At 59.3% G+C, this 24,390-nt stretch carries 18 protein-coding genes; 11 read left to right on the forward strand and 7 right to left on the reverse strand.

All coding sequences use genetic code 11. The features are described 5' to 3' along the window. Positions 1-182: 182 nt before the first annotated feature. Positions 183-3,668 (reverse strand): carbamoyl-phosphate synthase large subunit, encoded by a 3,486-nt coding sequence (carB, locus tag QDY28_RS00920; RefSeq protein ID WP_331379834.1) that lies wholly within the window; start codon positions 3,666-3,668, stop codon positions 183-185. 293 nt (positions 3,669-3,961) lie between these two features. On the opposite strand from carB, the gene ypfJ reads away from it, so the two are divergent. Then, positions 3,962-4,897: a KPN_02809 family neutral zinc metallopeptidase gene (gene ypfJ / locus QDY28_RS00925; RefSeq protein ID WP_331379835.1), complete on the forward strand. Its 936-nt coding sequence runs from the start codon at positions 3,962-3,964 to the stop codon at positions 4,895-4,897. Between the two features lie 42 nt (positions 4,898-4,939). Here ypfJ and QDY28_RS00930 read toward each other — a convergent pair whose 3' ends face one another. Next, a complete protein-coding gene (locus QDY28_RS00930) occupies positions 4,940-5,932 on the reverse strand; it encodes an aldo/keto reductase (protein WP_331379836.1) in 993 nt (330 codons plus the stop codon). A gap of 117 nt (positions 5,933-6,049) precedes the next feature. Between QDY28_RS00930 and QDY28_RS00935 the strand changes: the two genes are divergently transcribed. The 4 genes from QDY28_RS00935 to QDY28_RS00950 all read left to right on the forward strand — a co-directional run bounded on the left by QDY28_RS00935 (position 6,050) and on the right by QDY28_RS00950 (position 10,594). After that, a complete protein-coding gene (locus tag QDY28_RS00935; RefSeq protein ID WP_331379837.1) occupies positions 6,050-6,961 on the forward strand; it encodes a LysR family transcriptional regulator in 912 nt (303 codons plus the stop codon). 162 nt (positions 6,962-7,123) lie between these two features. Continuing rightward, positions 7,124-8,380, forward strand: a complete 1,257-nt coding sequence (locus tag QDY28_RS00940; RefSeq protein WP_331379838.1) for a TCR/Tet family MFS transporter — start codon at positions 7,124-7,126, stop codon at positions 8,378-8,380. A 144-nt stretch (positions 8,381-8,524) separates the two neighbouring features. After that, positions 8,525-9,925, forward strand: coding sequence for an MATE family efflux transporter (locus QDY28_RS00945; protein ID WP_331379839.1), 1,401 nt, complete (start codon positions 8,525-8,527; stop codon positions 9,923-9,925). A 96-nt stretch (positions 9,926-10,021) separates the two neighbouring features. Beyond that, a complete protein-coding gene (locus QDY28_RS00950) occupies positions 10,022-10,594 on the forward strand; it encodes an EVE domain-containing protein (RefSeq protein WP_331379840.1) in 573 nt (190 codons plus the stop codon). Between the two features lie 102 nt (positions 10,595-10,696). Here the strand turns inward: QDY28_RS00950 and carA are convergent, their stop codons facing one another. Beyond that, entirely contained in the window at positions 10,697-11,905 is a 1,209-nt protein-coding gene (gene carA / locus QDY28_RS00955; RefSeq protein WP_331379841.1) for a glutamine-hydrolyzing carbamoyl-phosphate synthase small subunit, read from the reverse strand. Positions 11,906-12,214: 309 nt separating this feature from the next. On the opposite strand from carA, the gene QDY28_RS00960 reads away from it, so the two are divergent. After that, positions 12,215-12,667 carry a GatB/YqeY domain-containing protein gene (locus QDY28_RS00960; RefSeq protein ID WP_331379842.1) on the forward strand — a complete coding sequence of 151 codons (453 nt, stop codon included), beginning with the start codon at positions 12,215-12,217 and terminating at the stop codon, positions 12,665-12,667. On the opposite strand, the gene QDY28_RS00965 is transcribed toward QDY28_RS00960, so the two are convergent. Together QDY28_RS00965 and QDY28_RS00970 are read right to left on the reverse strand one after the other, a co-directional pair. Further along, positions 12,648-13,550, reverse strand: a complete 903-nt coding sequence (locus QDY28_RS00965; protein ID WP_331379843.1) for a hypothetical protein — start codon at positions 13,548-13,550, stop codon at positions 12,648-12,650. The two genes, QDY28_RS00960 and QDY28_RS00965, sit on opposite strands and share 20 nt — an antisense overlap. Before the next feature lie 346 nt (positions 13,551-13,896). Next, positions 13,897-14,139 carry a hypothetical protein gene (locus QDY28_RS00970; RefSeq protein WP_331379844.1) on the reverse strand — a complete coding sequence of 81 codons (243 nt, stop codon included), beginning with the start codon at positions 14,137-14,139 and terminating at the stop codon, positions 13,897-13,899. A gap of 572 nt (positions 14,140-14,711) precedes the next feature. Here QDY28_RS00970 and dnaG point away from each other — a divergent pair. Next, positions 14,712-16,703, forward strand: coding sequence for a DNA primase (gene dnaG / locus QDY28_RS00975; protein ID WP_331379845.1), 1,992 nt, complete (start codon positions 14,712-14,714; stop codon positions 16,701-16,703). Positions 16,704-16,709: 6 nt separating this feature from the next. Beyond that, complete coding sequence (recQ, locus tag QDY28_RS00980; RefSeq protein WP_331379846.1) at positions 16,710-18,590, forward strand: DNA helicase RecQ; 1,881 nt, start codon at positions 16,710-16,712, stop codon at positions 18,588-18,590. 17 nt (positions 18,591-18,607) lie between these two features. On the opposite strand, the gene QDY28_RS00985 is transcribed toward recQ, so the two are convergent. Beyond that, positions 18,608-19,030, reverse strand: a complete 423-nt coding sequence (locus QDY28_RS00985) for a type II toxin-antitoxin system VapC family toxin (RefSeq protein ID WP_331379847.1) — start codon at positions 19,028-19,030, stop codon at positions 18,608-18,610. A gap of 372 nt (positions 19,031-19,402) precedes the next feature. On the opposite strand from QDY28_RS00985, the gene QDY28_RS00990 reads away from it, so the two are divergent. After that, entirely contained in the window at positions 19,403-20,590 is a 1,188-nt protein-coding gene (locus QDY28_RS00990; protein WP_331379848.1) for a glycine C-acetyltransferase, read from the forward strand. Between the two features lie 21 nt (positions 20,591-20,611). Then, positions 20,612-21,649, forward strand: coding sequence for an L-threonine 3-dehydrogenase (gene tdh, locus QDY28_RS00995; RefSeq protein ID WP_331379849.1), 1,038 nt, complete (start codon positions 20,612-20,614; stop codon positions 21,647-21,649). Here tdh and QDY28_RS01000 read toward each other — a convergent pair. After that, positions 21,646-21,912, reverse strand: a complete 267-nt coding sequence (locus tag QDY28_RS01000; protein ID WP_331379850.1) for a hypothetical protein — start codon at positions 21,910-21,912, stop codon at positions 21,646-21,648. The genes tdh and QDY28_RS01000 overlap by 4 nt on opposite strands. Before the next feature lie 183 nt (positions 21,913-22,095). Between QDY28_RS01000 and rpoD the strand changes: the two genes are divergently transcribed. Continuing rightward, complete coding sequence (gene rpoD / locus QDY28_RS01005) at positions 22,096-24,159, forward strand: RNA polymerase sigma factor RpoD (protein WP_331379851.1); 2,064 nt, start codon at positions 22,096-22,098, stop codon at positions 24,157-24,159. Positions 24,160-24,390 lie beyond the last annotated feature (231 nt).

Consider the following 24,390-nt stretch of genomic DNA (forward strand, 5'->3'; position numbering starts at 1 on the left):
CCAGAAAATTCGGTGACTTATGGCGAGTCTGGTCTTGGCCGTTACTCGCTGCCTGGATCAGCGCCGGCAATTCTTCTTGCGGCTACAGCGATAGCACGCCCGTCCTTTCTGACGAAAGGAATGAGCGTTAACGCGAGTGATGACGAAGCCTTTATGCGGCCTCGTCATCGTGAAAACAGGTCTCAGAAGTAGTTCTGCAGGGGCCGGACTTCGAGATTGCCGGCCTTCAGTGCCTTGATCGCCATGGCGGCGGCTTCGGCGCCGGCCATCGTGGTGTAATAGGGTACCTTCTGCATCAGCGTCGCACGGCGCAGCGATTTCGAGTCGGAGATCGCCTTGTTGCTGTCGGTCGTGTTGATGACGAGCTGGACCTGACGGTTGCGGATGGCGTCCTCAACGTGGGGACGGCCTTCCAGCACCTTGTTGATCTTCGAGGCCTCGATGCCGTTTTCGGCGAGGAAGCGCTGGGTGCCGCCGGTTGCGAGGACCTTGAAGCCCTGCTCGGTCAACATGCGGATGGCGGGCAGCACGCGCGGCTTGTCGTCGTCGCGGACGGAGACGAAGACGGTGCCATCACGCGGCAGTTCGACGCCGGCGCCGAGCTGCGACTTGGCGAAGGCCAGCGCGAAATCCGTATCCAGACCGATGACTTCGCCGGTCGAGCGCATTTCCGGTCCGAGCAGGATGTCGACGCCGGAGAAACGGGCAAAGGGGAAGACGGCTTCCTTGACGGCAATGTGCTTCAGCTTGCGCGGATCGGGCTTTTCGCCATAGGCGGCGAAGGTCGCGTCCAGCTTCTCGCCGGCCATGACGCGGGCGGCGATCTTGGCGATCGGCGCGCCAATAGTCTTGGCGACGAAGGGCACGGTGCGCGAGGCGCGCGGATTGACTTCGAGCACGTAGACCGTTTCGTCCTTGATGGCGAACTGCACGTTCATCAACCCGCCGACGTTCAGCGCCTTGGCCATGGCCTTCGCCTGGCGCTCCAGCTCATCGATCATGGCAGCCGACAGCGTGCGCGGCGGCAGCGAGCAGGCCGAGTCACCGGAGTGGATGCCGGCTTCTTCGATATGCTCCATGATCCCGGCAACGTAGACATCATTGCCGTCGGACAGGCAGTCGACGTCGACTTCGATGGCATTGGTGAGATAGCTGTCAAACAGCAGCGGGTTCTTGCCAAGCAGGGTGTTGATCTGGCCCGTCTTGTCGTTCGGATAGCGGGCCTTGATATCCTCCGGCACCAGTTCCGGCACGGTGTCGAGAAGATAGGTCTGCAGCATGCCTTCCGAATGAATGATCTGCATGGCGCGGCCGCCGAGCACGTAGGACGGGCGCACCACCAGCGGGAAGCCGATTTCAGCGGCGACGAGGCGGGCCTGTTCCACCGAATAGGCGATGCCGTTGTTCGGCTGATTGAGGTCGAGCTTCATCAGCAGCTTCTGGAAGCGATCGCGGTCTTCGGCAAGGTCAATCGCGTCCGGCGCGGTGCCGAGGATAGGGATGCCGTTCTTTTCCAGCGCTTCCGCGAGCTTCAGCGGTGTCTGGCCGCCAAACTGGACGATGACGCCGACGACCTCGCCGTTCTCCTGCTCCGCCTTAAGAATCTCGATCACGTCTTCAGCGGTCAGCGGTTCGAAATAGAGCCGGTCCGACGTATCGTAGTCGGTCGACACGGTTTCCGGATTGCAGTTGATCATGATCGCTTCATAGCCGGCATCCTTCAACGCGAAGGCGGCGTGGCAGCAGCAATAGTCGAATTCGATGCCCTGGCCGATGCGGTTCGGACCGCCGCCCAGAATGACAACCTTCTTGCGGTCGGAAACCTGCGCTTCCGTGCGGGCGGCGCCGACGAAGGGCGTCTCATAGGTCGAATACATATAGGCGGTCGGCGAGGCGAACTCGGCGGCGCAGGTGTCGATGCGCTTGAAGACCGGGCGGACGTTCAGCCGGTTGCGCAGTTCCGCAACTTCCTTCGGGCGTTTGCCGGTCAGCGTCGCAAGGCGTGCGTCCGAGAAGCCCATGGCCTTCAGCATACGCAGGTTGGATGCATCTTGCGGCAGGCCATGCTCGCGGATGCGGACTTCCATGTCGACGATCGCCTTGAACTGAGCGATGAACCACGGGTCGATCTTGCAGCCTTCGTGTACTTCTTCCGGGCTCATGCCGAGACGCAGTGCCTGGGCGACCATGCGCAGGCGATCGGGCGTGGGCGTGCCGATGGCGGCGCGGATGGCATTCTGGCTGCCTTCGCCCTCTTCGGTGCCCGGAATTTCGATTTCGTCCAGACCCGTCAGACCGGTTTCCAGGCCACGAAGCGCCTTTTGCAGCGATTCCGCGAAGGTGCGGCCGATCGCCATGACTTCGCCGACCGACTTCATAGCAGTGGTCAGCACCGGCGAGGCGCCCGGGAATTTCTCGAAGGCGAAGCGCGGAATTTTCGTGACGACATAATCGATCGAAGGTTCGAACGATGCCGGCGTCGCGCCGCCGGTGATGTCGTTTTCCAGTTCGTCCAGCGTGTAACCGACGGCGAGCTTGGCGGCGACCTTCGCGATCGGGAAGCCTGTAGCCTTCGATGCGAGGGCGGAGGAGCGCGACACGCGTGGGTTCATTTCGATGACGACGAGGCGGCCGTCTTTCGGATTGACCGCGAACTGCACGTTCGAGCCGCCGGTCTCGACGCCGATCTCGCGCAGAACCGCGATCGAAGCGTTACGCATGATCTGGTATTCTTTGTCGGTCAGCGTCAGCGCCGGGGCGACAGTGATCGAGTCGCCGGTATGAACGCCCATCGGGTCGATGTTTTCGATCGAGCAGATGATGATGCAATTGTCCGCCTTGTCGCGGACCACTTCCATCTCGAATTCCTTCCAACCGAGCACCGATTCTTCGATCAGCACTTCCGTCGTCGGCGAAGCATCGAGACCGCCACTGACGATCTCGAAGAATTCCGAGCGGTTATAGGCAATGCCGCCGCCGGTGCCGCCGAGGGTGAAGGAGGGACGAATGATGGCTGGCAGGCCGACATGATCGAGCGCCTGGGCGGCAACCGCCATGGCGTGGTTCATATAGCGCTGCTTGCGGTCGCTTTCGCCGAGATTCCACTGGTTTTCCAGCTCGTCCAGCGCCTTGTCGAGCTCATCGCCGGAGAGCTGCGCCTTAAGCTTGGTGCGCTCGGCCTCATGCGTCTTGCGATCGGCATCCTTGATGTCGGTGGCGTTCGCCAGCATCGAGCGCGGGGTTTCAAGGCCGATGCGGGCCATGGCTTCGCGGAAGAGGGCGCGGTCTTCGGCCATGTCGATCGCGGCCGGCTTGGCGCCGATCATCTCGACATTGTAGCGGTCGAGCACGCCCATGCGCTTCAGCGACAGGGCCGTGTTGAGCGCCGTCTGACCGCCCATGGTCGGCAGTAGCGCATCCGGGCGTTCCTTGGCGATGATCTTGGCGACGACTTCCGGCGTGATCGGCTCGACATAGGTCGCGTCCGCCAGGCCTGGATCGGTCATGATCGTCGCCGGATTGGAATTGACGAGGATGACGCGGTAGCCTTCCTCTCTAAGCGCCTTGCAGGCCTGCGTGCCGGAATAATCGAACTCGCAAGCCTGGCCAATGACGATCGGTCCTGCGCCGATGATGAGGATCGATTTGATATCTTGGCGCTTCGGCATGGCTCACATCCGTTTTTTGTTGCGCGAAAAACCGGCCAGGGTGGGAGATCACCGGCCGGGGCGCATGGGCAAGTCTTTTCAGGCTAGAAGCGGCTTATAGGCAAATGTATTTGCAAACGGAACCCCATAAATCGCGGAATCGACAGGAATCCGGAGGCGAACGCCGGAGCTGCTTTCGGATATGCCGATGCAAGTTCCGATTCTATCCTCACGAGCAACTGGTACTGCGCGTCTTCGCGGATATATAAAGAGTTTAGGGAACATTGAATCGGTGCATCGCCGGGAGGTGCAATATGGATTGGAAAGGACGTCGGCAATCCGACAATATCGAGGATGAGCGCGGCTCATCGCCAATCGGCGGCGGTTCGGGAGGTGGACCCTTCGGTGGTGGCGGCATGGGCTTTCCCGGCGGCGGCATGCGGCGCGGCGGCGGTTTGAGCATCAGCACTATCATCATTCTGGTGGTGATTTTCCTGGTGCTGAAGGCCATGGGCGTCGACGTCATAGGGCTGCTGCAGCAGAGCGGCGCCCTGGATGGCGGGCCTGGTTACGAACAGAGCGATTCCCGCGGCGGCAACGCCCCGCCGGCCAACGACGAGATGAAGCAGTTCGTAGCAACGGTGCTCGCCGATACGGAAGACACGTGGACCGGCATCTTCAAGTCGATGGGGCAGACCTACACCGAGCCGAAACTGGTGCTGTTTTCGGGCCGTTTCCCCTCAGCCTGCGGCACGGCTTCGGCCGCGACCGGGCCTTTCTATTGCCCGAGTGATCAGAAGGTCTATCTCGACATGGCCTTCTTCCAGCAGATGAAGGATCAATTCGGCGCATCCGGCGACTTCGCGCAGGCCTATGTGATCGCGCACGAAGTCGGCCATCACGTGCAGGACCTGCTTGGGATTCTGCCGAAGTTCAATCAGGCCCGCCAGAATATGAGCGAGGCGGATGCGAACAAGTTGTCAGTGCGCATCGAGCTTCAAGCCGATTGTTTTGCCGGCATCTGGGGCAAGTTCACCCAGCAGAAAGGCATTCTGCAGGAAGGCGATCTTGAAGAGGCGCTGAATGCCGCACAGCAGATCGGCGACGATACGCTGCAGAAGCGCAGCCAGGGTTATGTCGTTCCGGATAGCTTCAACCACGGCACCTCGGCGCAGCGCGTCAAATGGTTCAAGCAGGGCTTTGGATCCGGCAAGCTCAGCGATTGCGATACGCTGAACAATCCGGTTTAAAGGGAAATACCTTCTCCCCGCCGGGGAGAAGGTGCTAACCACCTATTTCTCGCTGTCCATATGCGCCAATTGCGCTTCCGGATAACGACCGCCGGCGGCGGCGTCCTTCGGGACTGCGCGTTCGATCGCTGCGAAATCCGCTTCGGACAATTCGATGGATAGCGAGCCGACTGCCTCGGCCAAGCGATCGCGGCGGCGGGCGCCGACGAGGGGTATGATGTCTTCGCCTTGGGTGTCGACCCAGGCAATGGCAATCTGCGCAACGCTGACGCCCTTGGAGTCGGCAATCTGGCGGAGTGCCTCCACCAATTCCAGGTTCTTTTCGACGTTGCCTGCCTGGAAGCGCGGGCTGAAGGCGCGGAAATCACCCTTTTGCGCCGCATCCTTTTGCCAATGGCCGCTGATCAGGCCGCGAGAGAGGACGCCATAGGCGGTGATACCAATACCGAGTTCGCGACAGGTGGGTAGGATCTGGTCTTCGATGCCGCGCGAGATCAGGGAATATTCGATTTGCAGATCTGCGATCGGATGCACGGCTGCCGCACGGCGGATGGTGTCGGCACCGACTTCGGAGAGGCCGATATGCCTGATGTACCCTTGCTTGATGAGATCGGCCATGGCTCCAATCTGCTCTTCGATCGGCACGTTCGGATCGAGGCGGGCAGGGCGATAAATATCGATATAGCAGACGCCGAGCCGCTGCAGGGTATAGGCGAGGAAGTTGCGGATTGCGGCCGGGCGCGCATCATAGCCCAACCAAGCGCCGGCAGGATCGCGCAATGCGCCGAACTTGACGCTCAGCAGGAAATCGTCGCGCTTCAACCCTTTGATCGCCTCGCCGATCAGCATTTCATTGTGGCCCATGCCATAGAAATCGCCGGTATCGAGCAGGTTGATGCCAGCATCCAGCGCGGCGTGAATGGTCGCAATGCTTTCAGCGCGGTCGGAGGGGCCGTACATGCCCGACATGCCCATACAGCCGAGGCCGATGGCGGACACTTCCGGACCGGTCTTACCCAATTGACGCATCTGCATTTCAGTTCTCCTTCATCAACAGCGCTCTCCAAAGGGCGTCTTCGAGATTGGTTTACTCCATCGGCTGTTGTGCGATAATCCGTTGAAATCGAAACAGGTTGTTTGGAATTTCGCATAATGAATGATTTGCCGCTTGCCGACCTCGATGCTTTTGCCGCCGTGGCCCGTGAGCGCAGTTTTCGGGAGGCGGCGCGTAAGCGCCGCGTCTCCGCGTCATCGCTAAGCGAGGCGCTGCGGCGGCTCGAAGAGCGGCTCGGTGTGCGTCTGCTCAACCGTACCACTCGCAGCGTCACGCCGACAGAGGCCGGCGAGCGGCTGATGGAGCGCCTCGGGCCGGCGATGGGCGAGATCGCCACCGCGCTCGACGATATCAACTCATTTCGCGACAGTCCGGTCGGGACTCTTCGGCTCAACGTACCGACCGTCGCCGCCATGGTCATCATGCCTGGAATTATCAGCCGCTTCCTGAAAACCTATCCTGGCATCTCGGTCGAAATCGTCGCCGAAGACAGTTTTATCGACGTGCTGGCGGCGGGCTATGATGCCGGCATCCGTTACGACGAGCGGCTGGAGCGGGATATGATCGCCGTGCCGATCGGGCCGCGGCAACAATGCTATGTCACCGCCGCGTCGCCCGTCTATCTTGCAGCGAACGGCACGCCCCGTCACCCGCGCGACATTCTCGACCATCGTTGCATCCGTCACCGTTTCCTCAGCAGCTCGGCCTTTCCCTGGGAGTTCGAAAGGGAAGGAGAGACGGTCGTCATCTCGCCGCCCATGGTTCTCGCCACCAATTCGGTCGATATCGAACGCAGCGCCGCCTTGGAGGGGCTCGGCATAATCAGGACTTTCCGGGAATTCATCGCGCCGCAGATCGCGAGCGGTGACCTCACGCCCATTCTTGAGGATTGGGATACTGCTTTTCCCGGCCCGTTTCTCTATTATGCCAGCCGCCGGCACATGCCGGCACCGCTTCGTGCTTTCGTCGATTTTCTGAAATTGGAGCAGCGGCGCATGAATGAAGCGTAGGCGTCGTCTCCCTGGCAAAGATCAAAAGAATCACTCGGTAAATCAAGAAGATTGAAGCGTTCACGCATTGTTTCCGGCAAAATCTTTAGGTAAGGGGACACTTTGGTTTTTCGTTCACGTTCTGTCTCTTCATGGAGATGGAGCCCCCAATAGGCAAACTCCATGATCGATCAGAAATTCGTACGTCGCGGCCTTTTCCTCGTCTTCGTCATTCTCTTCCTGGACGTCATCGGCATCGCGATCATCATGCCGGTCATGCCGAAGTATCTCGAGGAACTGACGGGCGCTTCGGTCAGCGAGGCAGCCACCGATGGCGGCTGGCTGTTGCTTGCCTATGCCGCCATGCAATTTTTGTTCTCACCGCTGATTGGCAATCTCAGCGACCGTTTCGGTCGCCGCCCGATTCTGCTCGCGTCCGTGCTGACGTTTGCGATCGACAATTTCATCTGCGCCATTGCCGGCAGCTACTGGGTATTATTCGCCGGGCGAATCCTTGCGGGCATCAGTGGGGCGAGTTTCTCGACATGCTCCGCCTACATCGCCGACATCAGCAATGACGGGAATCGGGCAAAGAATTTCGGCCTGATCGGCATGGCCTTCGGCGTCGGCTTCGTGCTCGGACCGGTGATCGGCGGTTTCCTCGGCGAATTTGGTCCACGCGCACCCTTTTATGGCGCGGCAACGCTGTCGTTTCTAAATTTTATCGGTGCCTATTTCCTCCTGCCGGAAACGCTGGCAGCGACGAACCGCCGGCGTTTCGAATTTTGGCGAGCCAGTCCGCTCGGCGCGTTGCGGCAAGTGCGCCGCTATCAGGGGCTCGGTTGGGTCTTCGTGGTCATGTTCTTCAACTGGCTGGCGCACGGTGTATTCCCGGCGGTCTGGTCCTTCGTCACCTCCTATCGTTATGATTGGACCTCGTGGGAAATCGGCATCTCACTCGGCACCTATGGCATCGGCATGGCGCTGGTAATGGGATTGGCTTTGCCTCGCATTGTGCCGGTGCTCGGCGAATGGAAGACAGTGGTGTTCGGGCTTGTCTTTTCCGGCATCGGCTTGCTGGGATACGCTTTCGCCTGGCAGGGCTGGATGGTCTATGCCGTGATCGTCGTAACGGTCATCGAAAACGTCTCGGATGCGCCTTTGCGCTCCATCGCGGCAAGCAAGGTGCCGCCATCGGCGCAGGGCGAACTGCAAGGCGCTCTCGGCAGCTTGACCAGCATCACCGCCATCATCGGTCCGGTGCTGTTTCCCTACCTGTTCCGCTATTTTACCGCACCGTCCGCGCCTGTCGTTTTCGCCGGCGCTCCATTCATCATGTCGGCGGTGCTGATTGCGGCTGCGGTGATCCTCTTTGTTGCCAAGGTGCGCAAGAGTGAACCGAATGCCGTGATGGAAGCGTCGGTTCAGGAAGTGGCCTAAATATTCATCAGATATTTTGATGATACGATGAATTCTTCAGCACCGAGGCTTTGTCGGCTGGCTTTTCGCGCCAAGTTGCGCTAAGCCGACAGACTTGCGCACGCCTGGGTAGGTGGTTTGCGCGTTCTTAAATCGAGTCTCAAGATGGATACGCCGGTAGCTGCTGCGCGCTCGTTCGCGCACGACAACAATAATTCGTGGTTTGCGCATCTCAGCGCCACCTTGGCGCTCGGCGTCCCGCTGATCGGCGCGCAACTGGCGCAGCTTGGCATCAACACGACGGATGTGATGATCATCGGTCGTCTCGGTGCCGAGCAACTGGCCGCCATGGTTCTTGCCGGCCAGTTCCTGTTTACGATTCTGCTCTTCGGTTCCGGTTTCGCAATTGCCGTCGTGCCGCTGGTGGCGCAGGCCTATGGTCAGCATGATGTCACCTCGGTCCGGCGGGCGCTGCGCATGGGTCTCTGGGCCGTCACCGTCTATTGGCTGGTTGCGCAGCCTGCCTTTCTCTATTCCGAACAGATCCTGCTCGCCGCCGGACAGAAGCCCGAGGTGGCGAAGCTTGCCAGCGATTATATTGCCATCGGCCATTTCGCTGTGCTGCCGGGCTTGCTCTACAACGTCATCCGCGCGCTGGTCAGCGCGATGGGTCGCGCAGGCGTCATCCTTTATGTCACCCTCAGCATGCTGGTGATGAACGCCGTGCTCGCCTATTGCCTGGTGCTCGGCCATTTCGGCATGCCGGCGCTTGGGCTGCGTGGCGCCGCCATGGTGTCGGTCGCCGTCCAGACAGCGGGGTTCCTGTTCATCGTCGCCTATGTGCAGAGCCGCCAAGACACACGACGCTATGAAATCTTCGTTCGTCTTTGGCGGCCGGATTGGCATGCGTTGTGGGAAGTGGTTCGCCTTGGTTTTCCGATCAGCATCACGGTTTTGGCTGAAGTCAGCCTGTTCACGGCCGCTTCGCTGCTGATGGGTCAAATCGGCACGATCGAGCTTGCCGCGCATGGTATCGCCCTGCAATGGGCGTCGATCGCCTTCATGATCCCGCTCGGCCTCAGCCAGGCGGCGACCGTGCGGGTCGGTGTCGCGCATGGACAGGGCGATCACTTCGGGCTGAAGCGGGCCGCCATCGTGGTGCTCATCGTTTCGAGCTGCATTGCGTTCTGCGGCAGCATCCTGTTCGCGACAACGCCATCCTGGCTCGGAAGCTGGTTTCTCGACGTCAAGTCGGCTGATGCACCGCAGGTGCTTGCCTATGCGGCGCCGCTGATCGTGGTGGCTGGCCTGTTCCAGCTCGTCGACGGCCTGCAGGTGGTCGCCAGCGGCCTGCTGCGCGGTCTGAAGGATGCGCGCGTGCCGATGATCATGGCATTGATCGCCTATTGGCCGATCGGTTTCTTCCTGGCATGGCTCCTTGCCTTTCCGCTTGGCTTCGGTGGAATCGGTATCTGGTTCGGCTTTCTTCTGGGGCTGGCCTCGGCTGCGACGATGCTCTGCACGCGGTTCTATTTCCTGGTGCGATCGGAAAAAATGGCCGGCTGATTCCCGGCCATTTTGGCGCCTGAGCGGCGAGACTACTGACAAATATTGACAGCATGGTCGTCTATATTGGTGCCATACCAACGACGGGAGACGATCATGATTTTCAAGGCAAGCAATCGTAACGATGCCGCGCTGTTCCCGCGGGAAGAATCGATCAATCCGGGCGCACCGGTGCGCCTTCTGCCGCACGCCAACGTGTCTCGCGGCGGACCCAAGCCTGTCGAGAAATCCTATTGGCTGGCTGTGGCGTCCGCAGAACACGTTCGCCTCGGACGGGAACATGGCTTCATGCAGGTTTGCCATGGCAAGCCGGCTCCGCTGAAGCGCATTAGGCCGGGTGACGGCATCGTCTATTATTCGCCATCGCTGACGATGGGAGGCAAGGACGGTTTCCAAAGCTTCACGGCCATCGGTTTTGTCCGCGAGGGCGAGGTTTATCAGGCGCAAATGGATTGCGGAAAAGCCTATCGGCGCGATGTCGATTGGCTCGATGCGCCCGAACAGCCGCTTCGTCCCTTGCTGGGTTGGCTGGATTTCACCCAGGATAAGAACTGGGGTTACAGATTGAGATTCGGGTTCGTCGACTTCGGACAGTCCGATTTCGAGTTCCTGCAGGAGATCATGACGAGCGAGCTTGAAATCGTGAAGCAGCGTCGCTTGCAGGCGTGAGCCGATGTGAAGACATATACCTCCCAACTTGACGCATAAAAGAAAGCCTCGGATTGATTGCCAATCCGAGGCTCTCTTTATGTGGTTCGGCGGTCGACGTGCTCAGGCACGCTCGGCCAGGGCGGCTTCGCCCTTCTTCTCGCGCACCAGATTGATGAAGCGGCGGAAGAGGTAATGGCTGTCCTGCGGCCCTGGAGAAGCTTCCGGGTGGTGCTGCACGGAGAAGACCGGCTTGCCGGACACACGCAGGCCGCAATTGCTGCCGTCGAAAAGAGAAATGTGAGTCTCCTCAACGCCTTGCGGAAGCGAGTTCGAGTCGACCGCGAAGCCGTGATTCATCGAGACGATCTCGACCTTGCCGGTCGTATGATCCTTGACCGGATGGTTGGCACCGTGGTGACCCTGATGCATTTTCGCAGTCTTGGCGCCGAGCGCCAGGCCAAGCATCTGGTGGCCGAGGCAGATGCCGAACAACGGAATTTCGGTCTTCAGCAGGTCCTTGATGACAGGAACGGCATATTCGCCGGTTGCCGCCGGGTCGCCTGGACCATTCGACAGGAAGATGCCGTCCGGCTTCAGCGCCAGCACGTCATCGGTGGAGGCGGTTGCCGGCAATACGGTGACCTTGCAATCGAGGCCGGAGAAGAGGCGCAGGATATTGCGCTTGACGCCATAGTCGAGGCAGACGACGTGATATTTGGCATCGTCGGCATTGAGTTCGCCATAGCCTTCGTTCCAGAGCCAGGGTGTCTGCAACCATTGCGACGATTGGCCTGACGTGGCGACTTTGGCGAGGTCGAGACCTTCCAGGCCGCTCCAAGCCTTCGCATCCGCCTTTAACTGCTCAATATCGAAGACGCCGTTCGGGTCATGGGCGATGACACCGTTGGGCATGCCGTTTTCGCGGATCCAGGCGGTCAGCGCACGGGTGTCGATGCCGCACATGCCGATGATGCCGCGAGCCTTCAGCCATTGGTCGAGATGCTTCGCAGCGCGATAGTTCGAGGGATCGGTGATGTCGGCCTTGAAGATGACGCCGACGGCGCCGTGCCGGGCGGCAGGCGTCAGATCTTCGATGTCTTCGTCATTGGTGCCGACATTGCCGATATGAGGGAAGGTGAAGGTTACGATCTGACCGAGATAGGAGGGATCGGTCAAAATCTCCTCGTAACCGGTCAGCGCCGTGTTGAAGCAGACTTCGGCCTGGACCTTGCCGGTCGCGCCGATGCCCTTGCCTTCGATCACGGTGCCGTCGGCGAGAACGAGCAGGGCACTCGGCTTTTCAGTTGTCCATGGGGCTGTCGCGGTCATTGTCATCCCGTTTCCGGCGTCGAGCGCGGCCTTGAAAAGGCCGGGGGCGTCCGCCATGTTTGTCGCAGATTGCAGCCGGCGACGTGCGTCGCGGCTTGAGACCTTCATATCGATCTAATGTGCAGGTGCTGGACATAGCCAAACAAGGCCTGTCGGTCAATGCGCCCCGTTCGTTTCCCGCCAAGGAATTCGCCGGCTTTCGGGTCGGCCGGACGCAATTGCAATGATCGCCGCTGATGGTCTATGAGACTGGCAACGTGAAATGAGAGGCTAGGTGATCGTCGCCGGCCTGCTTAGGGAGTTAAAAACATGATCCGCGAAACGCTTTCCAACGCCCAGAAGGATGCCATGAAGGCCAAGGACACGGCGAGACTTTCGACCGTGCGCCTCATCCTCGCGGCGATCAAGGATAAAGACATCGCCAATCGTGGCCTCGGCAAGGAACAGGCGAGCGACGACGAGATCCTGCAGTTGCTTGCCAAGATGATTAAGCAGCGCGAAGAGTCGGTGAAAATCTACATCGATGGCGGACGTCCGGAGCTCGCCGACAAGGAACGCGAGGAAATCGCCGTCATCCAGGGCTTCATGCCCGAGCAGCTTTCCGACGAGAAGGTGCGGGAGATCTGCATCGCCGTCGTGGCCGAACTCGGTGCGCAGGGGCTGAAGGACATGGGCAAATGTGTCGCCGCCCTTCGCGAGCGCTATGCCGGGCAGATGGATTTCGCCAAGGCTTCGGGAATCCTCAAAGAGCTGCTGAAGTAAATCTTTCTTGCTCCGTCGGCGCGGGCGCGGGCAGCGCGCCGACGGTCTCTTCCCAGACATTGCCGATGATGGCGAATTTTTCGGCCTGATAATCCCAATATTCCTGAATGAAGCCCCGCGACAGCCAGAAGGGGCTCTTGCCCGGACTGCCGGCCCAGCCCACGCTGCCCATAGCGGACGCCTTGCTCATCAGCCGTTTCACATGCGTTCTGGAGATCAGGAACCGATCGCAGATATCGCTGAACGAAATCGGGCCGATGATCATTCTTGCCGCCGTCGGATCGATCGTCCCGATGCGGGAGATCAGGAAATCCATCACCACGCCGCCGGAATTTGCCCAGGTGAAGAGGTCGAAAGTCTCGCCGGGATGACGGACACGGTCGCTGGCAATGATTCTTTCCGCGATTGCCGGCTGCAGTGCTGCAACGATTCCCGGCCGTTCGACAAGCGTCGCAGTCCGCTGGCCTCCATCCAAACTGTCTAGCGCCATTAGATGGATATAAAGCCATTTTGAGAGTTGTTCGACCGCCGTTTCGGTCGGCTCGATTGGCCGCAGACGCTTGTCGGGTGGATCCGGCAAATAGCGCATATAGCGATAGGCCAGCATTTCCTGGATGAAACTCAGCGCCGTATTGTGGCTGGCGATCTCATGTTTGAGAATGTAATCGACAAAGCGGCGGGCATAGAAGCCCGGCTGCTCTCCGTCGATTCCGCCGAAATAGAGTCCAAGCCCGGCTTGGGCCATCAGCCATCGCTGCTGTGAAGCAAAAATCGAGCTCATACGTTGGTTTTCAGCGTATGCGGCAACCATCTCGCGCGCACAGCCGAGAACAGTCGTGAAGAAACCAAGATCAGAGGCAAGTTCTTCCGCAGCAAATGGCATATTGGGATTTCCGATGAGCCGGGGAATTCATTGGGCTTACGATATCAATTGTCAATTGAATTTGGATGCAACGATGTAAAATCGAAATTACTAATATATTGGCAACGGCTGGAGATTGACCCGAGCCGATGGCAATCGCCGAAAATCGAAACGGGTTTTGGGCGCTTCTCATCACTTGTGTGACAAATAAAGAAGGCAGGAGCTGGGGGAGCTCCTGCCTTCTTGCGCTTTGCAGCCGTTTGATGACGCAGGGTGGGGCCCAAAAATCAAACGCCTATTGCAAAGGCACTCAGGTGAGGCGGCGCCGGGGGTAGGGATGGTGCCTCACCTGAGTATGGGGTGAACTTTATCTGATGATCCTGACTTGCTGCGGCAAATCCATGCCTTGCGACTGCAACCAGGATATTTGAACCTTAATGCCGGCCTTGAGGGCCGGAACTGTCATATCAACCGGCATTTGATAGTCGGCGCCGGCATAAAGCACGTTCGTCGTCGCTGCAGGCGCTACACCTTGCGTTGTCGTAGCCGAGCTATAGGTAGCTGTGGCGAAGAGGGCAGCGGCAGCAAAGGGTACGAGCAGAACGCGCATTCGAATTCTCCTAAACTGAAAACCTGTACCTTTGGTTTCCCGTCCGTAGGGGCGTCTCGGCATGTCGCGTCGCGAACCATTCGTTCGCCGGCTTGTCTCGTCCCTTGAGAAGAACGCTATTGCGCCGCACACCAACAATCAAATTACAAAAAAATAATGTTTGGCTTACGAACCGTGCGGCAAATGCGCCGTGGAGGGGCAAGATTGCGCGCCTTTCGATCTTTAATAATGGTCACCGGCCGTGTTGTCTTGCGTCCTTGGTTATTCACTCTGATTATCGGTAACCCTTTGCTTTTTCGAGGATTTCTTGCACGGTGAGGCTGTGCCGTCCGGCTTGCGCAATGCACATATAGGCTGCAGGAACTTGACCTGGATACTGCCTCAGACGATCTCAAAACAGCCTTCCAAACAGGCGCGGAAAGCTGAATTAAGCGGAAGTTTTCACGGAGTTGTGATCGGAAAAGTTGAGTTCGACCTTTGCAACAGAGGGGCTGTGAATAGCGGGTGTGGTGGCGGGTTCTCGTGGCAATGGACTCCGTTCCTGATTATATGGGAGCAAGCCAGAGGTAGTCATGCGATTTCCCAATACGTTTCTCGATGAGATTCGCGACCGCGTCCCCATTTCGGACGTGATCGGCCGACGTGTGACCTGGGATCGGCGAAAGACCAATGTGCCGCGTGGCGATTATTGGGCCTGCTGCCCCTTTCATGGCGAAAAGTCACCGAGCTTTCACTGCGAGGACCGCAAGGGCCGTTATCACTGCTTCGGTTGCGGCGTCACGGGCGATCATTTCCGCTTTCTGACCGAGTTGGAGGGTCTCAGTTTTCCCGAAGCGGTGCAGCAGATCGCCGACATGGCGGGTGTTCCCATGCCGGTCGCCGATCCCATGGAAGCAAAGCGGGAAAAGGAACGCACGTCGCTGCTTGACGTCATGGAAATGGCGACCCAGTTCTTCCAGGATCAGCTTCAGGCGGCAAATGGTGCGAGGGCGCGCGCCTATTTGCGCGACCGGGGTCTGACCGGCCGGACCATCGAGACCTTCCGCCTTGGCTATTCGCCGGACAGCCGCAATGCGCTCAAGGAGTTTTTGGCCGGCAAAGGCGTATTGAAAGAGCAGATGGAAGCCTGTGGCCTGGTCGTGCATGAGAATGTGCCGGTCTCCTACGACCGCTTTCGCGATCGAATCATGTTCCCGATCCTGTCTTCGCGCGAAAAGGTCATCGCCTTCGGCGGCCGTGCCATGTCGCCGGATGCACCGGCCAAATATCTCAATTCCAATGAGACCGAACTCTTTCATAAGGGCAATGTGCTCTACAATTTCGCGCGTGCGCGCCGTGCCGCCCAGGGCAATGACGGTGCCGGGACGATCATTGCGGTGGAAGGCTATATGGACGTCATCGCGCTGCATCAGGCTGGCGTCGAGAACGCCGTCGCACCGCTCGGCACGGCGCTGACGGAAAACCAGCTCGAACTCCTGTGGAAGATGACGCCGCAGCCGGTGCTCTGCTTCGATGGCGATGGCGCCGGCGTTCGCGCCGCCAATCGTGCCGCCGATCTGGCACTGCCGCATATCAAGCCGGGCCGCACTGTGCGCTTCGCCTTGCTGCCCGACGGCAAGGATCCCGATGATCTCGTGCGCCACGACGGCCGTGCGCCTTTCGACAAGGTGATGGCGCAGGCAAAGCCGTTGGCCGAGATGATATGGACCCGAGAGGCGGGCAGCGGCACCTTCGACACGCCGGAGGCGCGCGCCGAACTTGAGGCGCGGCTGAAGCAGATGGTTTCGGTGATCGCGGATGAGAACGTCCGCCGGCACTATCAGCAGGACATGCGCGACAGGCTGAATGGGCTGTTCCAGCCGCAGTTTCAGCGCGGCGGCAATCAGCAGGGACGCGGTTTTTCGCGCGACGGCAATGGCCGCACTTTCGGTGGCCGTGGGGGGCAAGGCAGGGATCGGCAGCCGGCGGCCAACATGAGAGCGTCCGACCGTTTGACCCGCTCGGGCATGATCAAGGGTCATCAGGACATACCGGGGCTGCGCGAAAGCGTACTGGCGCTGACCATCGTCAATCATCCGGCGCTGCTGCAGGACGAATATGATGAGATTGCCGCGATCGATTATGAAAGCCGCGAATTGCAGCGCCTGTGGTCCGCCCTGCTTGGTACGGCGGCAGCGATTGCTGGCCCGCAGCTCAATCGCGAGCGACTGCTCGAGCAGTTGGAGGAGCAGGGTTTCGCTGCATTGCTGAAGAGCCTCGACCAGCAGGTGCGCAATGCCCGGCTCTGGACCGCGACCGAGGAAGCCGCGACCGAAGATGCGCGGGAGGGCTATCGTCAAGCGCTTGCGCTTCACAAGCGTTCGAAAGCGCTGCGTTGGCACAAGATCGAGCTGGAACGCGCAATCGCCGAGGCCACGGAAGAAGACGACGGTGATCTCATCGAACAGCTCATGCGCGCCTTGCAGGAAGTGCAGCTCGAAGCTTTGCGCCTGGAAAATCAGGAAGCGATCATCGATGGCTTTGGCGTGCTTTCCGGCCGCATCAAAGGGACTGCGGGGAAATAGGGATAGATGTCACAGCCAGATCGACAGGAGCCGCGATTTTCGGCCGATGATGCGTTGTTCGCGGGAGACAATTCGGAAGCCGCGCCGCTCGACATCCTCAAGCGGGTTTATGGTTATTCGGCCTTTCGCGGCAAGCAGCAGCAGGTGGTCGACCATGTGGTTTCGGGCGGCGATGCGGTCGTGCTGTTTCCGACGGGTGCCGGCAAATCGCTATGTTTCCAGATTCCGGCCTTGTGCCGTGACGGGGTTGGTATCGTCGTTTCGCCATTGATCGCCCTGATGCGCGACCAGGTCGAGGCGATGAAGCAGCTTGGTATCCGGGCGGCGGCGTTGAACTCGTCCTTGTCGCGGGAAGAAGCAAGCGATGTCTATCGCGCCATCTCCAGCGGCACGCTCGATCTGCTCTATGTCACGCCGGAGCGCATCCTGACCGACGGCTTCAGTCAAATGATCGCCAGGGCGAAGATCGCCTTGTTCGCGATCGACGAGGCGCATTGCGTATCGCAGTGGGGGCATGATTTCCGGCCGGAATATCGTGATCTCGGCAGGCTTGCGGACCTCTTTCCCGACGTGCCGCGCATTGCCTTGACGGCGACGGCCGATCCGCACACGCGCGACGATATCATCGAACGGCTGGCGCTCGGAAACGCCAAGGTTTTCACCACCAGCTTCGACCGGCCGAACATCACCTATGAGATCGTCGAGCGCGATCAGCCACGCCAACAGTTGCTGCGTTTCCTCGATGGTCATCGGGGCGATAGCGGCATCGTCTATTGCCTGTCGCGCGCGAAGGTCGAGGAGACTGCGGCGTGGTTGAACGGGCAGGGCATTCGCGCCCTTGCCTATCATGCTGGCATGGATCGGTCGGTCCGCGATGCCAATCAGGACGCCTTCCTGAAGGAAGAGGATCTTTGCCTGGTGGCGACGGTTGCCTTCGGCATGGGCATCGACAAGCCGAACGTCCGCTATGTCGCCCATCTCGATCTGCCCGGTTCCGTCGAGGCCTATTATCAGGAGACGGGACGCGCGGGACGCGACGGCTTACCCTCCGAAGTCTGGATGGCCTATGGCATGGCTGATGTCATCCAGCGGCGGCGCATGATCGACGAGGGCGGAGCGGCGGAGGAGATCAAGCGTGTCGAGCGTGCGAAGCTCAATGCGCTGCTCGCCATCTGCGAAACGCCCGGCTGCCGGCGCCAGGCGATCCTTGCACATTTCGGCGAGGGGCATGACGGTGGCTGCGGCAATTGCGACACCTGCCTGAAACCGGTCGAGACCTGGGACGGGACCGAAGCGGCGATCAAGGCGCTCGCCGCCGTCTACCGCACCGGCGAACGCTTCGGCACCGGCCACGTCATCGATGTGCTGATGGGCACGGTCAATGAGAAGACGGAGCGCTTCGGCCATGTAGACATGCCGGTTTTCGGAGCCGGTAAAGATATTCCCGCCCGCACCTGGCAATCGGTTTTCCGCCAATTGCTGGCGAGCGGTTTTGTCAGCATCGATCACGCTGCTTTCGGCGCAATGAAGCTGGAGCCGGAAGCGCGGGCGGTTTTCAAGCGCGAGCGTCAGGTTTTCTTCCGCAAGGATAGGCCGGAGACGGGCCGGCGCACCAAGAAAGCGGCTCGGATCGAAAAGCGGCAGTCAAGCCTGTCGGGCGAGGCCCAGCCGTTGTTCGAGGCGTTGAGAAGCGAGCGCGCCAGGATCGCCAAGGCGCTCGGCGTGCCACCTTACGTCGTCTTCCCGGATACGACACTGATTGCCTTTGCCACGGAGCGGCCGACGAGTCGCGATGCTCTCCTCAGCATTTCGGGCGTGGGGCAGTCGAAGTTGGAACGCTACGGAGATGCGTTCCTGAAGGTGATCCGGGCGTTCGAGGAGAGTTGAGCAGCGGGCTCTTTCCTTTATCCAATATCGGTGAGAGCGAAGTCATTTCCCTTGTAGAGCAAGCCGACATTCAGGATTTTGGCACAGGCATAGGTGAGGCAATCGCCAAAATTGAGATCGGCTTTGTGCCCTACAGCTTTGCCATATTGGGCGCTCGCTTCCAGTGCGGCTTTGCCGATGTCCGACGAGATTTCAATTTCTTGTGCGCCGATGTCTTCGATAAATGCATCAACAGCTTGTCCAGCCCGCAGAAGGAGAGATAGCGACGGTTTTTGTCCAGGGGCGGCAGTTTTGCGGCGAGCGAGGGCCAAGGTTGCCTCGAACTTCACGAGCGGAGATACATAGAAATCGCCATCGACCTTTGCCAGGCTTTTTTCAATTTCTTCGTAGCCGGGCTCTTCGCCTAATATTGCGACAATTGCCGATGCGTCGATAAACATTAGGCATCGCCCCACATTTCATCCCTAAACGTCTTCATGTCGAAATGTGGGTCATTTGGGCCTAGAGCGTCGGCCATTGCTTTAGAGCGTGCCAGTCGCTCGCGCAGAGGAAGGTCTTTCCGACAGTTTTCGTGGGTGCTTTTGTCAGTTTCTGAATTTCGTTGGCTAAAGCGTCCACTTCGGCGTCGCGAATATAGAGTGCCGTAGATATATCTCCCTTGTATATCTGTATGTCATCAACGCGATATTCAAACCAGCGACACTTTTGGCCGCTGCTTTGACGCCTTCCTCGCGACATGATGTGGACAGATGTGCTAATTCCATGATGTCGTTGTTAGACGATCCATCTCTTTTCGAGAAAGCGGGTTCATCATGACATCTGCCTTCATCTCCCATCTTCAGTCCGAAATCGCCGGTCTGAAGGATGCGGGCCTTTATAAATCCGAACGGGTCATCACTTCCAAGCAGGCGGGCGAAATCGCCGTGGCTGGCGGCGGGCGGGTGCTGAATTTCTGCGCCAACAACTATCTCGGGCTCGCCGATAACGAAGAACTGGCCGAGGCAGCGAAGAAGGCGCTTGATCGCTATGGCTACGGCATGGCCTCGGTGCGCTTCATCTGCGGGACGCAGGAGGAGCATAAGCAGCTCGAGGCGCGGATATCTGCCTTTTTGGGCATGGAAGATACCATTCTTTATTCCTCATGCTTCGATGCCAACGGTGGATTGTTCGAGACACTATTGTCGGAGGAGGACGCCATCATTTCCGACGCGCTGAACCACGCCTCGATCATCGACGGCGTGCGCCTCTCCAAGGCAAAGCGCTTTCGCTACGCCAACAATGACATGGCAGCCCTGGAGGAGGAGCTGAAGAAGGCCGAGGGCAGTCGGTTCAAGCTGATCGCCACCGACGGTGTTTTCTCCATGGATGGTATCATCGCCAATCTCGAAGGCGTCTGCGATCTCGCCGAAAAATATGGCGCGATGGTCATGGTCGACGACAGCCACGCGGTCGGCTTCGTCGGTGAGCATGGCCGCGGTTCGCCGGAATATTGCGGCGTGGAGGGCCGGATCGATATTATTACCGGAACGCTCGGCAAGGCGCTCGGCGGTGCATCGGGCGGCTATACTTCGGCCAAGGCCGAGATCGTCGATTGGCTGCGGCAGCGCTCGCGCCCCTATCTCTTCTCCAACACCCTGGCTCCGGTCATTGCGGCGGCCTCGTTGAAAGTCTTCGACCTCATCGAAAACGGCGACGATCTCCGCGATCGGCTCCGAGGCAATGCGAAGTTTTTCCGCAGCGAAATGACCAAGCTTGGCTTCACCTTGGCAGGCGCCGATCATCCGATCATTCCAGTCATGCTCGGCGATGCAAAGCTGGCGCAGGAGATGGCGGCGCTGATGCTGAAAAAGGGCGTCTACGTCATCGGCTTCTCCTTCCCGGTCGTGCCGAAGGGCCAGGCGCGCATCCGCACGCAGATGTCGGCGTCACATTCAAAAGCCGATGTCGAACGCGCCGTTGCGGCTTTCGCCGACGCGGGACGTGAACTCGGAATCATTTGAATCGAATGGAGACGACAGCTCATGTCGAACATGATGAAGGCGCTGGTCAAATCGAAGCCTGAGGTCGGGCTGTGGATGGAGCAGGTTCCGGTTCCCGAGGTCGGGCCGAACGATGTGCTGATCCGGGTCAGGAAATCGGCAATCTGCGGCACGGATGTGCATATCTGGAACTGGGACCAATGGGCGCAAAAGACCATTCCGGTGCCGATGGTGGTCGGCCATGAATTCTGTGGCGAAATTGCCGAGATCGGCTCGGCGGTCACGAAATACCATGTCGGCGAACGTGTCTCCGGCGAGGGACATATCGTTTGCGGCAAGTGCCGAAACTGCCGGGCGGGCAGGGGGCATCTCTGCCGCAATACGCGCGGCGTCGGGGTCAATCGTCCGGGCTCCTTCGGCGAATTCGTCTGCATTCCCGAATCCAATGTCGTGCCGATTCCCGACGATATTCCGGACGAGGTGGCGGCGATCTTCGATCCCTTCGGCAATGCGGTGCATACCGCGCTTTCCTTCGATCTGGTGGGCGAAGATGTGCTGGTCACCGGCGCGGGACCGATCGGTATCATGGGTGCCATGGTCGCCAAGCGTTCCGGCGCGCGAAAGGTGGTCATCACGGATATTAATCCCAACCGGTTGGCACTCGCCCGCAAGCTCGGCATCGAGCATGTCGTCGATGCGTCCAAGGAAAATCTTGCCGATGTGATGAAATCTATCGGCATGACCGAAGGTTTCGATGTCGGTCTGGAAATGTCGGGTGCCGCCCCCGCCTTTCGCGACATGATCGACAAGATGAACAATGGCGGCAAGATCGCCATTCTCGGCATCGCGCCGGCCGGCTTCGAGATCGACTGGAACAAGGTGATCTTCAAGATGCTCAATCTGAAGGGCATCTACGGACGCGAGATGTTCGAGACCTGGTATAAGATGATCGCCTTCGTTCAAGGCGGGCTCGACGTCTCGCCGGTCATTACCCACCGCATCAAAATCGATGAATTCCGCGATGGCTTCGAAGCTATGCGTTCCGGCAATTCCGGCAAGGTGGTGATGGACTGGATTTAAGCAAATTTGTGGTCCAAGCGCGTCAGCATTGCCGCCAACTGCGGAAATGCGGGTGGTTTCATAGACCTGCCCTTGTCATCGCGCGGGGACTTCCTAAATACGGGAAGCAATTGTTTCTGGGCGTGTTGAGCCTGTGGATAAGGCTTTTTCACGATTTTAACAGGCTTTTTTGCTGGAAAAGCTTGACGAGAGCAAAAATTGTAGGAATCACCGTTTGTCCTCGGAAAAACGGTGAACTGGGTCAGGCGGATCACATATACCATGGCCGGAATTCCAAAGGCAATCCAGCTTTGCTGTCGGGAGCCGGTGATCGTGGTTAATCAGGCATTAAAGGTCATTCCGTTAGGTGTTTGTCGGTGATTCGGGACTGGCGCGAGGCGTGCCGGGCCAGAGCGGTTATTCACCGCGTGTAAGTTTTAAGCGTCAGGGAAAGCGACGATATAGAGATGGCAACCAAGGTCAAAGAGAACGAAGAAGCTGAAGTCGAACGCGACGGCGCCTCCGATGGCCCGCTTCTCGATCTTTCCGACGACGCGGTCAAGAAGATGATCAAGGCCGCGAAGAAGCGCGGCTATGTGACGATGGACGAGCTCAACGCCGTTCTGCCGTCCGAAGAAGTGACGTCGGAGCAGATCGAAGATACGATGGCTATGCTCTCCGATATGGGCATCAACGTCATTGAAGACGAAGATGTCGAAGAGGCGGGCGCGGCAGCCGGTGGCGCCGACGACGACGATTCCAGCGGCGACGAGGATGGTGAAGGCGGCGAGCTTGCGCCTTCCGGCGGTTCGGCGCTTGCAACCACCAAGAAGAAAGAGCCGACGGACCGCACTGACGATCCGGTGCGCATGTATCTGCGCGAGATGGGTTCTGTCGAACTGCTGTCGCGCGAAGGCGAAATCGCGATTGCAAAGCGCATCGAGGCCGGCCGCGAAACCATGATCGGTGGCCTCTGTGAAAGCCCGTTGACGTTCCAGGCGCTGATCATCTGGCGCGACGAACTCAACGAAGGCACCACCCTGCTGCGCGAAATCATCGACCTCGAAACGACCTATTCCGGTCCCGAGGCCAAGGCGGCACCGCAGTTCCAGAGCCCGGAAAAGATCGAGGCCGACCGCAAGGCCGCTGAAGAGAAGGAAAAGGCCCGCCGTGGCCGTTCCTCCGGCGATGACGACATCACCGATGTCGGCGGCGAAGGCATGCCGGTCGAGGAGGAGGAAGAGGACGAGGACGAATCCAGCCTCTCGCTCGCGGCGATGGAAGCAGAGCTTCGCCCGCAGGTCATGCTGACGCTCGACACGATCGCGGAAACCTACAAGAAGCTGCGCAAGCTGCAGGACCAGCAGGTCGAGCAGCGCCTGTCGGCTTCCGGCACGCTGTCGTCGGCGCAGGAGCGCCGCTACAAGGAGCTGAAGGACGAGCTGGTCAAGTCCGTCAAGTCGCTCTCGCTGAACCAGAACCGCATCGATGCTCTGGTCGAGCAGCTCTATGACATCAACAAGCGCCTCGTGCAGAACGAAGGCCGGCTGCTGCGTCTTGCCGAATCCTACGGCGTCAAGCGCGATAGCTTCCTGGAGCAATATCAGGGCGCCGAGCTCGATCCGAACTGGATGAAGTCGATCGGCAATCTCGCCGCTCGCGGCTGGAAGGAATTCGCCAAGGCCGAAAACACCACGATCCGCGATATCCGCCAGGAAATTCAGAATCTTGCGACCGAAACCGGCATTTCGATCTCGGAATTCCGCCGCATCGTGCACATGGTGCAGAAGGGCGAGCGCGAAGCGCGTATCGCCAAGAAGGAAATGGTCGAAGCCAACCTGCGCCTTGTCATCTCCATCGCCAAGAAATACACCAACCGCGGCCTGCAGTTCCTCGATCTCATTCAGGAAGGCAATATCGGCCTGATGAAGGCGGTCGATAAGTTCGAATATCGCCGCGGCTACAAGTTCTCGACTTACGCGACATGGTGGATCCGGCAGGCGATCACCCGTTCGATCGCCGACCAGGCACGCACCATCCGTATTCCGGTGCACATGATCGAAACGATCAACAAGATCGTCCGCACATCGCGCCAGATGCTGCACGAAATCGGCCGCGAGCCGACGCCGGAAGAGCTGGCCGAAAAGCTCGCCATGCCGCTTGAAAAAGTGCGCAAGGTGCTGAAGATCGCCAAGGAGCCGATCTCGCTCGAAACCCCGGTGGGTGACGAAGAGGATAGCCATCTCGGCGATTTCATCGAGGACAAGAATGCGCTTCTGCCGATCGACGCCGCCATCCAGGCGAACCTGCGCGAAACGACGACCCGCGTTCTGGCATCGCTGACGCCGCGCGAAGAGCGCGTACTGCGCATGCGCTTCGGCATTGGCATGAACACCGACCATACGCTCGAAGAGGTCGGCCAGCAGTTCTCGGTTACCCGCGAACGTATCCGTCAGATCGAAGCCAAGGCGCTGCGCAAGCTGAAGCATCCGAGCCGCTCCAGAAAGCTGCGTTCGTTCCTCGATAGCTAAGCGGTTGTGCTGTTATGAAATTAGAACCCGGTTCGTGGAAGCGAGCCGGGTTTTTAGTTTGTCAGATGTCACTACCGGTTCCCGACGAGTTCTTCTAAAGGAGCCGCTTTGTATGTTAGCGTATTGACGAGGGTCTTCCTCCAGACTTTGCCGGGTTCACGCAGGTTTGTTTTCCTGGCACTGCGGAGCTGTGGTCAGACTAGGGGTCTGCAATTTCCAGGCCGCCTCTTT

It is taken from the genome of Rhizobium sp. BR 362 (assembly GCF_036528765.1).
In the GTDB taxonomy this organism is placed as follows: domain Bacteria; phylum Pseudomonadota; class Alphaproteobacteria; order Rhizobiales; family Rhizobiaceae; genus Rhizobium.

What these genes read in the sequence shown, in the direction of transcription:
- carB (WP_331379834.1), bottom strand. Translation starts at nt 3,668, where the DNA reads ATGCCGAAGCGCCAAGATATCAAATCGATCCTCATCATCGGCGCAGGA.
- ypfJ (WP_331379835.1), top strand. Translation starts at nt 3,962, where the DNA reads ATGGATTGGAAAGGACGTCGGCAATCCGACAATATCGAGGATGAGCGC.
- QDY28_RS00930 (WP_331379836.1), bottom strand. Translation starts at nt 5,932, where the DNA reads ATGCAGATGCGTCAATTGGGTAAGACCGGTCCGGAAGTGTCCGCCATC.
- QDY28_RS00935 (WP_331379837.1), top strand. Translation starts at nt 6,050, where the DNA reads ATGAATGATTTGCCGCTTGCCGACCTCGATGCTTTTGCCGCCGTGGCC.
- QDY28_RS00940 (WP_331379838.1), top strand. Translation starts at nt 7,124, where the DNA reads ATGATCGATCAGAAATTCGTACGTCGCGGCCTTTTCCTCGTCTTCGTC.
- QDY28_RS00945 (WP_331379839.1), top strand. Translation starts at nt 8,525, where the DNA reads ATGGATACGCCGGTAGCTGCTGCGCGCTCGTTCGCGCACGACAACAAT.
- QDY28_RS00950 (WP_331379840.1), top strand. Translation starts at nt 10,022, where the DNA reads ATGATTTTCAAGGCAAGCAATCGTAACGATGCCGCGCTGTTCCCGCGG.
- carA (WP_331379841.1), bottom strand. Translation starts at nt 11,905, where the DNA reads ATGACCGCGACAGCCCCATGGACAACTGAAAAGCCGAGTGCCCTGCTC.
- QDY28_RS00960 (WP_331379842.1), top strand. Translation starts at nt 12,215, where the DNA reads ATGATCCGCGAAACGCTTTCCAACGCCCAGAAGGATGCCATGAAGGCC.
- QDY28_RS00965 (WP_331379843.1), bottom strand. Translation starts at nt 13,550, where the DNA reads ATGCCATTTGCTGCGGAAGAACTTGCCTCTGATCTTGGTTTCTTCACG.
- QDY28_RS00970 (WP_331379844.1), bottom strand. Translation starts at nt 14,139, where the DNA reads ATGCGCGTTCTGCTCGTACCCTTTGCTGCCGCTGCCCTCTTCGCCACA.
- dnaG (WP_331379845.1), top strand. Translation starts at nt 14,712, where the DNA reads ATGCGATTTCCCAATACGTTTCTCGATGAGATTCGCGACCGCGTCCCC.
- recQ (WP_331379846.1), top strand. Translation starts at nt 16,710, where the DNA reads ATGTCACAGCCAGATCGACAGGAGCCGCGATTTTCGGCCGATGATGCG.
- QDY28_RS00985 (WP_331379847.1), bottom strand. Translation starts at nt 19,030, where the DNA reads ATGTTTATCGACGCATCGGCAATTGTCGCAATATTAGGCGAAGAGCCC.
- QDY28_RS00990 (WP_331379848.1), top strand. Translation starts at nt 19,403, where the DNA reads ATGACATCTGCCTTCATCTCCCATCTTCAGTCCGAAATCGCCGGTCTG.
- tdh (WP_331379849.1), top strand. Translation starts at nt 20,612, where the DNA reads ATGTCGAACATGATGAAGGCGCTGGTCAAATCGAAGCCTGAGGTCGGG.
- QDY28_RS01000 (WP_331379850.1), bottom strand. Translation starts at nt 21,912, where the DNA reads ATGGTATATGTGATCCGCCTGACCCAGTTCACCGTTTTTCCGAGGACA.
- rpoD (WP_331379851.1), top strand. Translation starts at nt 22,096, where the DNA reads ATGGCAACCAAGGTCAAAGAGAACGAAGAAGCTGAAGTCGAACGCGAC.